Origin of the sequence: Tunturiibacter empetritectus, assembly GCF_014201375.1 — a bacterium.
In the GTDB taxonomy this organism is placed as follows: Bacteria; Acidobacteriota; Terriglobia; order Terriglobales; family Acidobacteriaceae; genus Edaphobacter; species Edaphobacter lichenicola_D.
This window is the reverse complement of the sequence record NZ_JACHDZ010000007.1, coordinates 78339-91824: the sequence shown is the minus strand read 5'-3', so window position 1 is coordinate 91824 and position 13486 is coordinate 78339. Positions and strand designations below refer to the sequence as shown.

Sequence of the window (13486 nt, the reverse complement as noted above, 5' to 3'; positions counted from 1 at the left end):
TAATCTGTCTCCGGATCAGGAGAGCCACAAGGCGGCACAGTCCAGAACTTTTGCGCGGTAATCCATGTCAACCCCACAAACCTTTGTACAGAGCACAAAAGCAGCTAATGACGCACCTTTCAACGCATCCGGCGTTTGGCGTATTACCCTTGTTCGAACGAGTATCATGGAGGTAGGCGAAGTATTTGAAACAATCGACAAATATCTCAAAATCACTGAGAACACTCCGATAAAGGTCCAGACGTAACCTTCATCGTTGGAAGACTTTAGCACTAAATCAGTACCCAGGGGAGTATCCCGCAGCCGCATCGAACACCCAAGCCGAAGAGGAGTCCGCAAGTCGTGACCGCACAAACCGCTCTCCCCGCCACCTTCAACGACTTCCTCGGCAACAGCACCGCCATCGAGCATCTCCGCACCGCCATCGCCGCGGGCCGCCTTCCCCACTCCCTCATCCTCGCCGGACCCAGCGGAGCAGGAAAGTACACCCTCGCCCTCATGCTCGCCATGGCCGTCGAGTGCGAACGCCAGCCCCGCGATCTCTGGTCCAACGGCCAGGCCCTCGCCAGCTTCTGTGGCGTCTGTCACAACTGCACCCGCATCGCCTCCGCCGCCAACCTCGAAGACGAGGTCGAAAAAGCCGTAGCCATCCGCGAAGAGCTCAAGACCGAAGCCGACAGGAAAGACACCCGCGTCCTCGTCCAGCCGCACCCCGACGTCCTCATCGTCCCACCCGACCCCCCGCAACTCCTCATCAAGCTCGGCCAGATCCGCACCGTCATCCAGCGCTCCCACTACCTCCCCAACGAGGCTCCACGCAAGATCTTCATCCTCACCGCTGCGAACATGATGAAGGAGGCCGCCAACTCCCTGCTCAAGGTCCTCGAAGAGCCACCCGCGACCGTCCACATCATCATCCTCGCGGAGAATCCCGGCGAACTCCTCCCCACCATTCGCTCCCGCTGCGCCACCGTCCGCTTAGGCGCCCTGCCCGTCGAAGAGATCGAGATGCTCCTCACCGATCGCCGCCCCGACATACCGCCAAAGCAGCGCACCCTCATCGCGCGCCTCTCCCAGGGAGCCGCCGGCAAGGCCCTCAGCTTCGATCTCGAAGCCTACACGGCCTCCCGCGCCGACGCACTCCTCTTCCTGCGCAACGCCGCCGCAGCCAACTCCGGCACTGCCGAACCCGACCACACCGCCCTCTTCAAGATGACCGAGACCTACCGCGCCGGAGCCGAAGGACAACAAAAAACCTCCGCTCTCCTCCGCAGCCTCTCCCTCCTCCTCGAAGATCTCCTCCTCCTCGGAGCAGGCACGCCCGAGCTTGTCCGCAACACCGACCTGCGCCCCGAGCTCGACCGCTTCGGCAGCGTTCTCAGCTTCGCCTGGATCGAATCCGCATCCCGCGCCCTCGACCAGGTGCAAAGCGGTATGCGCCGCAACCTCCTCCGCAGCCTCTCCCTCGACGCCTTCGCCGGACAGCTAGCCGCAAGATGAGCCAGCCCATCCCACAACGAACCACAGAACGAACCACGGAGCGTCTGACCTCCAGCCCACAGGACATCGCCCGCGCCGCCGAGATCCTTCGTCAGGGAGGCACCGTAGCCTTCCCCACAGAGACCGTCTACGGCCTCGGAGCCAACGCACTCGACCCCTCCGCAGTCGAGCGCATCTTCCAGGCAAAAGACCGCCCCCACTGGGACCCCCTCATCGTCCACGTCAGCAACCGCGCTATGCTCGACGAAGTCGCCACCGTCTCCGCACAGGCAGAGCGCCTCCTCGAAGCCTTCTGGCCCGGCCCCCTCACCCTCCTTCTCCCCCGCAGCAAAAAAATCTCAGACGCCGTCACCGCAGGCCGTCCTCTCATAGGCGTCCGTATGCCTGCCCATCCCATCGCACACGCGCTCCTCGAAGCCGCAGGTCTACCCCTCGCCGCCCCCAGCGCCAACCGCTTCGGCCGCATCAGCCCCACCACCGCAGCCCACGTCCTCCAGGATCTCGACCACCGCATCGACGCAGTCCTCGACGGCGGCGCAACCACAGTAGGCGTTGAATCCACCGTCCTCGATCCCAACCAGTCCCCGATGATCCTCTACCGCCCCGGCGCCATCACCGCAGCCATGCTCGAACCCATCGCAGGCCCAGTCACCCTCTATCAACCCCCGCAGCAGTCAAGCTCCGAACCCCAAAGCCTTCCATCCCCCGGCGTCGGCATCCGCCACTACGCCCCCCGCGCCCAACTCATCCTGGTCGACAGCGAATCCGACCTGCAATTCCAGCTAGCCGCAACCCCCGCCACCACCAACGACCGCATCGGCGTTATGCTCCCCCAGGGCTGGACCATCACCAACACCGCGTTAGAAGTCTTCCCATGGAACTCCATCGAAGACCCCACAGCCCTCGCCCAGACTCTCTTCGCCGGACTGCGCGACCTCGACGCCCGCGGCGTAGCCATCATCCTCTGTCCCATGCCCAAACCCGAAGGCCTCGGCCTCGCCATCCGCGACCGCCTGAAAAAAGCCGCAAAATCAAAGTAGCGGCCTCGTTTTGCACCACACACCCGCCGTATACTCCAGTCATGCAGAACTCTGAGATCGAACTCAAGTTCCCCGTCCCCGATCCAGAAGCTCTCCAGGCCCGCCTCACTCAACTAGGCTTCCACCTCGTCACCCCCCGTACCTTCGAGCACAACACCCTCTACGACACACCCAACCGCGACCTGCGCACTCAAAGACAGATCCTCCGCCTCCGCCAGTACGGCAGCCTCTGCACCCTCACCCACAAGCGCCTCCCCGACCAGCAGGACCCCGTCGACACCACCCGCTACAAGATCCGTGTCGAGACCGAGACCACCCTCGCCGAGCCCGAGGCCATGGCCGAGATCTTCAAGCAGCTGGGCTACCTCCCCGCATTCATCTACGAGAAGTACCGCACTGAGTGGTCCCACTCCACAAGCCCCGACGAAGTCACCGCCCACCTCGTCCTCGACGAGACCCCCATCGGCATCTACGCCGAGCTCGAGGGCCCCACCGCCTGGATCGACCAGACCCTCGCCGCGCTCAACATCGACCCGGCCACCTGCCTCACCGACAGCTACGGCAAGCTCTTCCTCGACTGGAAGCAGCGCACCGTCAGCCCGGCCGAAAATCTCACCTTCGCCGAAGTAACCTCCCCCGTCCTCTCCCTCAGCTAAAGCCTCCCGCCCCTCCGCCGATACAACCTCTGTACCCGGAGGTTTTCCTTGGCAATCCCACTTCGCTCTTCGCGCCCCCTTCTTCTTGCCGGAAGCGTCGCCCTCTGCGTTGGCACTGCCTTCGCAGGCAACGTTCATCGCGCAATCGTCTCCCGTACCAACCCCTCCTATCCGGAGCTGGCGAAACGCATGCACGTCGGCGGCAAGGTCGTCCTTCTCGTCACCATTCAGGCGGACGGTACCGTATCGGCCACCAAGGTAGAGTCAGGCCACGCTCTCCTCGCCCCCGCCGCCCAGGACGCGGTCACCCACTGGCGCTTCGCTCCAAACCCCGATGCCACCGAGTCCGAGATCGAAGTCAACTTCAACCTCGACCAGTAGCCCAAAGCATCAGTAGCCAAAGCATCAGTAGACCAAAAGCCCAAGCATCATCGCGACAGAGACCCCGTCGGGATCATCCGGCGGTGTTCTTAAACCCTGAAATCAATCACCCCTCAACTCTGCTCCGAGGTCCTCATGCAACTGCAGTCGAAGATGTTCCTGATGACTGGCGCCATCGTCGCCACTACCGTTCTCAGCGCATGTATCGCCCACCGGTACATCGGAGAGGCCAACGCTCTCTCGAACATGGTCACGGAGAATCGCATCCCCGTCATCATGTCCAGTCGCGACATCCGCTCCCACTTCACAGACACCGTTCGCCTGCTTGAGTCCTACATGCTCTTCGGCATTGACGCGAACGCCTCGGCGACCTACCGCAACGCCCGGCGCACACAGTTCGAGCAGGCCGAGGCCTCGCTGGCCCTGCTCCACCAGCAGACCTCGCACTTCGACCTGGGCTCCGATGCCTCGCGGCTGATCGCCCTCGACAACGACCTCGCAGCGCTCAAGGTCCTCGAAGAGAAAGTCGAAAGCCTGAACGAATCGAAGACCCCGCAGGGCTCCGCCGCAGCCTACGACACTCTGCAGAACCAGATCATCCCTCTCGAAAACACCCTCTTCTCCAACATCACCGAGATCACGCAGTCCCAGACCCGACTCGCAAACGAAGAGCAGGCGCACCTCCGTGAGGCCAACCACTTCACCCTCATCGTCCTCTGGCTCGGCACCATCATCGCCTCCCTCATCGGCATCTCGGTATCGATCTATCTGGCTCGCAAGATCACCTACGCCCTGAACATGGTCATGCACCGTGCCGATGCCATCGCATCGGGCGATCTCAGCGGCCAGCCTCTGGTGCTCGACACCAGCGACCAGACCGGAGCCCTCGCCAACGCCGTCCAGAAGATGCAGTCCAACCTCGCCGGCATCATCGGCACCCTGGCTCAAACCGTCTCCACCATCACCGGCAGCGCCGCCACCATGGGCACCGCCAGCGATCAGATCCATCGCCGCATGGATCAGCAGAGTCAGCAGACCCAGCAGGCCGCCACCGCCATGCAGGAGATGTCCGCCTCCATCGCCGAGGTCTCCCGCCACACCCAGTCCGCCGCCGAGACCGCCCGCAGCGCTGCAGAAACAGCCCGCGAAGGCGGCACCATCGTCAAGCAGGTCCTCGGCAGCATGCACTCCATCGCCACCGCCGTTAGTGACACCTCCGCCACCGTCGGCCTCCTCGGCGACGACTCGCGCCGCATCTCGCAGATCGTCACTGTCATCGACGAGATCGCGCGCAAGACGAACCTGCTCGCTCTCAACGCCGCGATCGAGGCAGCCCGTGCAGGCGATCAGGGCCGCGGATTCGCCGTGGTCGCCGGAGAGGTCCGCCGTCTCGCTGAATCCACCGCGCAGGCCACCGGCGAGATCGCCAGCATGATTCAAGGCATTCAGGACCGCACCCTCACCGCCATCGCCAGCATGGAGAGCGGCACCGGAACGGTTCAGCAGGGGGTCATCACCACCACCCAGGCAGGCGAGGCCCTCGAGCGCATCATTGGCATGGCCGAACGCGTCGACCGCATGATCGCCCAGATCGCCATCGCCGCCTCCCAGCAGACCGCTGCGGCCGACCAGTCCAGCGCCAGTCTGCACTCGATCCACTCCCTGAGCCACGAAAATCTCACCGAGATGGCCACCACCGCAGCCGGAATTGAATCGCTCCGCACCACCGCCGTCACGCTCGAGCAGCAGGTCGAACGCTTCAGCCTCAGCTCGGCCCCCGACTCAAGGCTGATTCGCGTCGCAAACTCCCCCGAGCGACACGCCACCTTCCAACACGCATAACCAAACCATCACTCTCCAAAACAAAGAGGCCCGCCAACAGCGGGCCTCTTCTTTTGAAACAATCATCGTTAGAAGATCTGGAAGTTAACCTCGATGTTCAACTCGACTACAACAGGCTTTCCGTTCTCCATCGCTGGCTTGAACTTGTACTGTTTCACAGCTTCAACGGCTTTTTCGTTCAGCCCCATGCCAATACCCTGCACCACATGCACATGGCTTGGAAGTCCATCCGCCCCGACCCATAGGCTGACTACCACGATCCCGGCGACCTTGGCCTTGCGGGCCTCTTCGGAGAACTCCGGCTCAACCGTATAGATGGGCACCGGCGCGGAAACGCCGCCGCCGATCCGCCGGGGTCCACCGCCGGTATTTCCGCCCGACCCTGGACCAATTCCGGAGCCATTCCCGGCACCCATGCCCGTCCCACTGCCATTTCCCATTGACATTCCTATCAGCGGAGAGTTGGCCACACCGAGTTGCGGAATACTGGTCGCCATCTTGATATCTTTCTGCATTTCGACGGTCGGATCGATCTTAATCTTCGGCTCAACCAGCGGCGGAGCCTTCGGCGGAACGATCTGTGTATCCGCTGCCTTGGGCGGCGTTCCCTTAGTCACCGGCGTCGGCCCACGTTGCCCACCGCCTCCACCCATCGCCTGAGCCTTGGGCGGAGCTTGTGGCGGCACCGAAAGATCCGTCACCTGAACCGTCCTCACGGGAGCGGCAAACTGAACCTTCTTCGCCAACAAAAACGCGATCAGCAGAATAATCAATCCGTAGATCACGACGGCGGAGGTCGTCGCAATCGGATTCTGCTTCGTCTTCATCCGATCGACAACCGCAATCGGCTTTGACTCGAGCACCAGCGGCGGCAGCTTCACCGGGAAGAACACATCCCGCACGCTGTTCAACAAGGAAGCAAAGACTCCCTCTTCCTCAATAATAAAATCGTTGTCAGCGGGCCTCGACTCAAGATGCAGCGGCGTTTCGTCCGACCTGCTGAAAGCATCCCGCAGGTTCGCGAAGAACGAGGTCCACATAGACCCATCGGTCTCCTCGTTCAAATTCGGTGCATCTGCCGGTCGCAGGGTCGGAGCCTGTCTCTCTGGATCTATCTGCGGTGGTGGTGTCAATAAACTATTCGCCATAAGCTGCTTCGCCTCGGTGCAGTAAGCCGCAGCTCCCGCACACCACTTCCAAAAATCTCACCGCCTCGAATCTCTTCTCTTCTTACGCACCACGTGCCAGGTCGGTTCTCTTTCCGGCTCTGGCCAACCCGCCTGGTCATTAAACATTCTACAAACATTCACGAACCGGCGCTTGTACCCTTGGACGCACGTCACTACAGGAATGTCTCCTTGCCATCCTATGTACCACCCCTCCGCGCCGTCTACAATAGAGGTTTGCCACAAACTGGATCTTTGTCACAACGAACCAAGAGGACCGAATGTCGGAAGCAACCCAGGCAAAACCCGAACTCAAAGCGCTAAAGTCCACGCTGAACCTGCCACAGACCGCCTTCCCTATGAAGGCCAATCTGCCGCAAAACGAGCCTGCCCGCCTCCAGGCGTGGCAGCAAAGTGACTTATACGCTCAGATCCGCGCCGCCCGCGCCGGCCAGCCCAAGTACATCCTCCACGACGGCCCACCCTACGCCAACGGAGCCATCCACCTCGGCCACGCCCTCAACAAGTGCATCAAGGACTTCGTCGTCAAAACCAAGACCATGGCCGGCTTCGACGCCCCCTACGTCCCCGGCTGGGACTGCCACGGTCTGCCCATCGAAATCAAAGTCGACGAGCAGCTGGGCCGCAAAAAACTCGAGATGGACCCAATCGCCGTCCGCCGCGCCTGCCGCGAGTACGCGCAGAAGTACGTCGATCTCCAGCGCTCGCAGTTTGAGCGCATCGGCGTCTTCGGCCGCTGGAACGATCCCTACCTCACCATGAGCTTCGGCTACGAAGCCAGCATCGTCGAAACCTTCTACGACTTCTTCGAGAAGAAGTTCGTCTACAAGGGCCTTAAGCCCGTCTACTGGTGCATCCACGACTGCACCGCGCTAGCCGAAGCCGAGGTCGAGTACGACCAGCACACCTCGCCCAGCGTCTACGTCCGCTACAAACTCACCAGTGACACGGCTCAGATCGACCCACTCCTCGCAGGCAAAAAAGATCTCTACACCGTCATCTGGACCACCACCCCGTGGACCCTCCCCGCGTCGCAGGCCGTAGCCTTCAACCCACAACTCGAATACGTCGCCCTCGCCTGCGAAGGGGGCACCTACCTCATCGCTCAGGCACTCATGTCCTCGGTCATCGCTCACTGCCACCTGGTGAGCGCGAAGAACCCCGCTGAGCCCGCATCGCAGGCCGACATCCTCGCCGTCTTCACCGGCAATCACCTCGAGCGCGCCACCTTCCAGCACCCTTTCCTCGACCGAAGCATCCTCGGCGTCACCGCCGACTACGTCACCGCCGAGCAAGGCACCGGAGCCGTTCACACCTCACCCGCCCACGGCGTCGACGACTTCTACACCGGCCAGCGTTACCACCTCCCCGAGATCCAGTACGTCGACAACGCCGGCCGCCAGCGCCACACCGGCACCAACGGCGGAGGCGGAGTCGCCCAACCCTACGAAGACCTCACCGTCTTCAAATCCAACCCCGTCATCATCGAACTCCTCAAAGAAAAAGGCGCACTCCTCAGCGACACCACCTTCGAGCACTCCTACCCCCACTGCTGGCGCTGCCACAACCCCGTTATCGTCCGCGCCACAGAGCAGTGGTTCATCGGCATGGAAACTCCAATGATCACCGACGAAGGCGCCACCACCACCTTCCGCCAGCGCGCCCTCGACGAGATCAAACAAGTCGTCTGGGACCCAGCCTGGGGCGAAGAGCGCATCTCCAACATGATCGCCACCCGGCCCGACTGGTGCATCTCCCGCCAGCGCATCTGGGGCGTCCCCATCGCCGTCTTCCTCTGCGACAAGTGCGGCGAGCCGCTCAACGAACCCGCCGTCAACAAAAGCATCGTCGACCTCTTCAAAAAAGAGGGTGCCGACGCCTGGTACGCCCACGATGTCGCCAGCCTCCTTCCCGCCGGAACCGCCTGCGCAGCCTGCAGCCACCAGGAGTTCCGTAAAGAGATGGACATCCTCGACGTCTGGTTCGAATCCGGCTCCAGCTGGCACGCCGTCCTCGATCTCGAACCCGAGCTCCACTCTCCCGCCGACCTCTACACCGAAGGCGGCGATCAGCACCGCGGCTGGTTCCACTCCTCTCTTCTCACCTCGGTCGCCGTGCGCAACCACGCCCCCTACAAGATGGTCGCGACCTCCGGCTGGACCCTCGATGAACAAGGCCGCGCCTTTTCAAAGAGCCTGGGAAATGGAGTGGATCCTGTAGACATCGCCAAGCGTCTCGGCGCGGAGGTCATCCGTCTCTGGGTAGCCTCCGTCGACTTCCGTGAAGACGTAGCCGCCAGCGAAAACCTCATGCAGCGCGTCAGCGACAACTACCGCAAGCTGCGCAACACCCTGCGCTTCCTCCTCGGCAACCTCCACGACTTCAACCCAGCGACCGACGCGATCGCCTTCGCGAACCTGCAGCCCCTCGACCAATACATCCTCGCCCGCACCGCCGAGCTCGACGCCAAGATCCGCGCCGCCTACGACAGCTTCGAGTTCCACCGCGCCTATCACGCCCTCAACGAGTACGTGAACACCGACCTCAGCGCCCTCTACCTCGACGTCCTCAAAGACCGCCTCTACACCTTCGCGCCTAACCACCCCGGCCGCCGCAGCGCACAAACCGCTCTCTGGCGCATTGCCGAAACCCTCACCCGCCTCATCGCCCCCATCCTCAGCTTCACCGCCGACGAGGTCTGGGCCTTGTTACCCAAGGTAGAAAACCGCGAGTCCAGCGTGCACCTCGCCCTCTTCCCCGCCATGTCCGAGATCATCCCCGGCACCACTCGCAAACTCGAAGAAGACTTCGACCATCTCCTCACTCTGCGCGACGAAGTTCTCAAGGTCCTCGAAGAGGAGCGCACCGCCAAGACCATCAGCAACAAACCCTCCGAGACCGAGATCGTCCTCGGCTGGCTCAACACCCTCGCCGAGCAGCCTAACCCCGTCTTCGAGCAGTACAAGTCCATTCTCCCCGAGCTCTTCGGCGTAGCTCAGGTCGAAATCTCAAACGCCATCATCACCGAAGGCACCGTAGAAAAGGGAGCCTTCTACGTTCAGGCCAAACCTGCCGCAGGCTCGAAGTGCGAACGCTGCTGGCGCTTCACCGAAGACGTAGGCCACGAAGCAAACTACCCAACCGTCTGCCTCCGCTGCGCCGAAGCCCTCGAAGCCATCCACTTCCCACCCTACGAAGCGCCACCCAACAACGCAACGGAGTCGCAAGCCTGATGTCCCTAACGAACAAGACGACCTACGAAACCCCAACCCCGGCCACCGAAGCCAGGCCACGCGATCAACGTGGCCTCACGCTTGCCATCGCCGCCGCAGTCGTCCTCCTCGACCGCATCACCAAGCACATCGTCGCCCAGCAACTCCCCAACGGCCAGGCCCACACCGTCATCCCCGGCGTCTTCCGCATCACCGACGTGCACAACACCGGCGCGGCCTTCAGCATGTTCGCCGAATCCGCCTCGCCCACCACCGTGCGCAACATCCTCATCGCCTTCTCCGTCATCGCCGCCATCGTTCTCCTCGGAATGCTCTGGCGAACAGGCCGCGCCCTCACACTCAGCTCTGCCGCTCTCGCGCTCATCCTCGGCGGGGCTGTCGGCAACCTCTACGACCGCATCCGCTACAGCTACGTCGTCGACTTCCTCGAAGTCCACATCGGCAACTACCACTGGCCCGACTTCAACGTCGCCGACAGCTGCATCGTCATCGGCGCCTGCCTCCTCCTGATTGAAATCTTCCGCCCGCAACCGATCGACTCCTAAGCCTCACCCGTGTACCCACTCCCTATGAATGACCAGATCACAATCCGCGGCGCAAGAACCCACAACCTCAAGGGCATCGACGTCGACATCCCGCACAACGCCCTCACCGTAGTCTCCGGCGTCAGCGGCTCCGGCAAATCCTCGCTCGCCTTCGACACCGTCTACGCCGAAGGCCAGCGCCGCTACGTCGAATCGCTCTCCGCCTACGCCCGCCAGTTCCTCGAACGCATCGAAAAGCCCGACGTCGACTTCATGGACGGCCTCGCCCCCGCCATCGCCATCAAGCAAAAGAATCAAACTCGCAACCCCCGCTCCACCGTGGCCACCGCCACCGAAATCTACGACTATCTCCGCCTCCTCTACGCCCGCTGCGGCACTGTCACCTGCCTGCACTGCGGCGGCATCGTCAAGCACGACACCGTAGACGAAATCGTCACCACCCTCTTCGCTCTACCCGAAGGCACCCGCACCTACGTCCTCTTCCCCATCATCCGCACCGAAGTAAAACTCGAGCCGATGCAGATCGCCACGCCCGACGTCGAGGTCGAAGCTCCCAAACCCAAAAAGACCGCCGCAAAGAAATCCGCGAAGTCCACAAAGCCCGCAGCCATCGAGACCCTCACTCTCACCGACGCACTCAAAGACCGCCTTACCGAACTGCGCCGCCGCGGCTACAACCGCCTCTACCAATCAGGAAAAATAGTAGAGTTTTCCACGCCCGAGTCCCTCCTCGAACTCGACTTCACCCAACCCATCTTCGTACTCATCGACCGCCTCGCCATCACTCCCGAGAGCCGTGCCCGCATCGTCGACGCCATCGAAACCGGCTACCGCGAATCCGGCGAAGTCCAGTTCCACACCGTCCCGCGCGAAGACAACGAGAACCCAACGAAGTTGCGCTTCTCAGCCGCCTTCGAGTGCACCACCTGCCACCGCGCCTACCGCGAACCCGAACCCCGCCTCTTCTCCTTCAACAACCCCTACGGCGCCTGCCCCCGCTGCCAGGGCTTCGGCAACACCATCGACTTCGACCCCAACCTCATCATCCCCGACAAGTCGAAGACCCTCGACGAAGGCGCCATCGCCCCCTGGACCACCACGAAATACCGCCCGCATCACGGCGAGATGAAGCGAGCCGCAAAGGCCGCCGGCATCCCCACCGACGTCCCCTGGTACGACCTCACCGCCGCCCAGCAAGCCGTTATCGAAGACGGCAACAGCACCTTCCCCGGCATCCGCGGCTTCTTCGCCGCCCTCGAACACAAAAAATACAAGCTCCACGTCCGCGTCTTCCTCTCCAAATATCGCGGCTACGCCCTCTGCCCCGACTGCCGAGGCCAGCGCCTCCGCGCCGAAGCCCGCGCCGTCCTCATCGCGCCTCAAAATGGTCCAGCCCAGAACATCTGCGAGACCTCAGCCCTCACCATCACCGGCGCACAGCAGTTCTTCGACAATTTGCAACTCACACCGGCACAATTAGAAGTTGCCGGAAAGATCCTCGAAGAAGTCCGCCAGCGCATCCACTTCCTCCACCAGGTGGGCCTCGACTACCTCACCCTCGACCGCCTCAGCTCCACCCTCTCCGGCGGCGAAGCCCAGCGCATCCAACTCGCAACCTCCCTAGGCTCCCGCTTAGTCGGCGCACTCTACGTCCTCGACGAGCCCAGCATCGGCCTCCACACCCGAGACACCGCCAAGCTCATCAGCATCATGAAAGACCTTCGCGACCTTGGCAACACCATCCTCGTCGTCGAGCACGACCCCGACGTTATCCGCGCCGCCGACCACCTCCTCGACCTAGGCCCCGGAGCCGGCGAACTAGGCGGCCAACTCCTCGCCTCCGGCACCGTCGCCGAGGTCACCGCCAACCCAAACTCCATCACCGGAAAATATCTCTCCGGTCGCGCCACCATCCCCATCCCGAAGCACCGCCGTGAACCCGGCCGCGAACACCTCAAACTCACCGGAGCCCGCATCCACAACCTCCGCGGCGTCGACCTCGACATCCCCCTCGGCCTGCTCTGCTGCGTCACCGGCGTCAGCGGCTCCGGCAAATCCACCATCGTCCACCAGGTCCTCTACCGCGCCCTCATGCAGTCGCTCGGCCAAACCGAAGGCGCAGACCCCGCGCACCTCTATCGCGAACTCTCAGGCACCCAGCACCTCAACGACGTCGTCCTCGTCGACCAGTCACCCATCGGCCGCACCCCGCGATCCAATCCAGTTACATATATCAAAGCCTTCGACGACATCCGCGCCCTCTTCGCAGCCCAACCCGACGCCAAGCGCAAAGGCTTCGGCCCCGGACACTTCTCCTTCAACGTCCCCGGCGGCCGCTGCGACGTCTGCGAAGGCGACGGCACCGTCACTGTCGAGATGCAGTTCCTCGCCGACATCGAACTCCCCTGCGAAGAATGCAACGGAACCCGTTACAAATCCACCATCCTCGACATCCGCTACAAAGGCAAGAACATCCATGACGTCCTCAACATGACCGTCAAGGAAGCCCTCGTCTACTTCGCCGGCCACCCCAAGATCGTCGACAAGCTCTACGTCCTCGACGAGGTCGGCCTCGGCTACGTCCGTCTCGGCCAATCCGCCACCACCCTCTCCGGTGGCGAAGCCCAGCGCGTCAAGCTAGCCTCCCACCTCGCCACCGCTCGCTCCATCACCAACCGCAGTGCCAACGACACCGCCGCCAAAGCCCGCAGCCGCACCCTCTACATCCTCGACGAGCCCACCACCGGCCTCCACTTCGACGACGTCGCCAAGCTCCTCGCAGCCTTCCGCAAGCTCATCGAAGGCGGTGGCTCCCTGCTCGTCATCGAGCACAATCTCGACGTCATCAAATCCGCCGACTGGGTCATCGACATGGGCCCCGAGGGCGGCAGCGGCGGCGGCCAGATCGTAGCCACCGGCACCCCCGAAGAGATCGCCGCCAACCCTGCATCCCACACGGGCCACTGGCTGGCCCCCGTCCTCAACCTCGCCGCCCCAAAAACCGAGCCAGAACTCCAGGTCACCGCTTAGACCGAACAGAAAGCATCGGCTCTGGTCGTCATCAACCTCTTTCATCCCCTGTTCGTAGCAATCAGACGGCTG

At 62.7% G+C, this 13486-nt stretch carries 9 protein-coding genes; 8 read left to right on the top strand and 1 reads right to left on the bottom strand.

What is annotated here, in order from left to right:
- Nucleotides 1-342: 342 nt before the first annotated feature.
- The 5 genes from HDF10_RS18165 to HDF10_RS18145 all read left to right on the top strand — a co-directional run bounded on the left by HDF10_RS18165 (nucleotide 343) and on the right by HDF10_RS18145 (nucleotide 5419).
- The gene (locus HDF10_RS18165; RefSeq protein ID WP_183815942.1) at nucleotides 343-1500 is read left to right on the top strand and encodes a DNA polymerase III subunit; all 1158 of its coding nucleotides are present in this window, start codon (nucleotides 343-345) and stop codon (nucleotides 1498-1500) included.
- A complete protein-coding gene (locus HDF10_RS18160; RefSeq protein ID WP_183815940.1) occupies nucleotides 1497-2540 on the top strand; it encodes an L-threonylcarbamoyladenylate synthase in 1044 nt (347 codons plus the stop codon). The genes HDF10_RS18165 and HDF10_RS18160 overlap by 4 nt, the downstream gene beginning before the upstream one ends.
- A 41-nt stretch (nucleotides 2541-2581) precedes the next feature.
- Nucleotides 2582-3196, top strand: coding sequence for a class IV adenylate cyclase (locus tag HDF10_RS18155; RefSeq protein ID WP_183815938.1), 615 nt, complete (start codon nucleotides 2582-2584; stop codon nucleotides 3194-3196).
- A 48-nt stretch (nucleotides 3197-3244) separates the two neighbouring features.
- The gene (locus tag HDF10_RS18150; RefSeq protein ID WP_183815936.1) at nucleotides 3245-3577 is read left to right on the top strand and encodes an energy transducer TonB; all 333 of its coding nucleotides are present in this window, start codon (nucleotides 3245-3247) and stop codon (nucleotides 3575-3577) included.
- A gap of 135 nt (nucleotides 3578-3712) precedes the next feature.
- The gene (locus HDF10_RS18145) at nucleotides 3713-5419 is read left to right on the top strand and encodes a methyl-accepting chemotaxis protein (protein WP_183815934.1); all 1707 of its coding nucleotides are present in this window, start codon (nucleotides 3713-3715) and stop codon (nucleotides 5417-5419) included.
- Between the two features lie 68 nt (nucleotides 5420-5487).
- On the opposite strand, the gene HDF10_RS18140 is transcribed toward HDF10_RS18145, so the two are convergent.
- On the bottom strand, nucleotides 5488-6459 hold the full coding sequence (locus HDF10_RS18140; RefSeq protein ID WP_260177987.1) for an energy transducer TonB: 972 nt from the start codon (nucleotides 6457-6459) through the stop codon (nucleotides 5488-5490).
- A gap of 407 nt (nucleotides 6460-6866) precedes the next feature.
- Here HDF10_RS18140 and ileS point away from each other — a divergent pair, with 407 nt between their 5' ends.
- The 3 genes from ileS to uvrA are packed head-to-tail and all read left to right on the top strand — an operon-like array spanning nucleotide 6867 to nucleotide 13414.
- Nucleotides 6867-9839, top strand: a complete 2973-nt coding sequence (gene ileS / locus HDF10_RS18135) for an isoleucine--tRNA ligase (protein ID WP_183815931.1) — start codon at nucleotides 6867-6869, stop codon at nucleotides 9837-9839.
- Nucleotides 9839-10384 carry a signal peptidase II gene (gene lspA, locus HDF10_RS18130; RefSeq protein WP_183815929.1) on the top strand — a complete coding sequence of 182 codons (546 nt, stop codon included), beginning with the start codon at nucleotides 9839-9841 and terminating at the stop codon, nucleotides 10382-10384. The genes ileS and lspA overlap by 1 nt, the downstream gene beginning before the upstream one ends.
- A gap of 24 nt (nucleotides 10385-10408) precedes the next feature.
- Nucleotides 10409-13414 carry an excinuclease ABC subunit UvrA gene (gene uvrA / locus HDF10_RS18125; protein WP_183815927.1) on the top strand — a complete coding sequence of 1002 codons (3006 nt, stop codon included), beginning with the start codon at nucleotides 10409-10411 and terminating at the stop codon, nucleotides 13412-13414.
- Nucleotides 13415-13486 lie beyond the last annotated feature (72 nt).

What these genes read in the sequence shown, in the direction of transcription:
- ileS (WP_183815931.1), top strand. Translation starts at nt 6,867, where the DNA reads ATGTCGGAAGCAACCCAGGCAAAACCCGAACTCAAAGCGCTAAAGTCC.
- uvrA (WP_183815927.1), top strand. Translation starts at nt 10,409, where the DNA reads ATGAATGACCAGATCACAATCCGCGGCGCAAGAACCCACAACCTCAAG.
- lspA (WP_183815929.1), top strand. Translation starts at nt 9,839, where the DNA reads ATGTCCCTAACGAACAAGACGACCTACGAAACCCCAACCCCGGCCACC.
- HDF10_RS18155 (WP_183815938.1), top strand. Translation starts at nt 2,582, where the DNA reads ATGCAGAACTCTGAGATCGAACTCAAGTTCCCCGTCCCCGATCCAGAA.
- HDF10_RS18140 (WP_260177987.1), bottom strand. Translation starts at nt 6,459, where the DNA reads ATGTGGACCTCGTTCTTCGCGAACCTGCGGGATGCTTTCAGCAGGTCG.
- HDF10_RS18145 (WP_183815934.1), top strand. Translation starts at nt 3,713, where the DNA reads ATGCAACTGCAGTCGAAGATGTTCCTGATGACTGGCGCCATCGTCGCC.
- HDF10_RS18160 (WP_183815940.1), top strand. Translation starts at nt 1,497, where the DNA reads ATGAGCCAGCCCATCCCACAACGAACCACAGAACGAACCACGGAGCGT.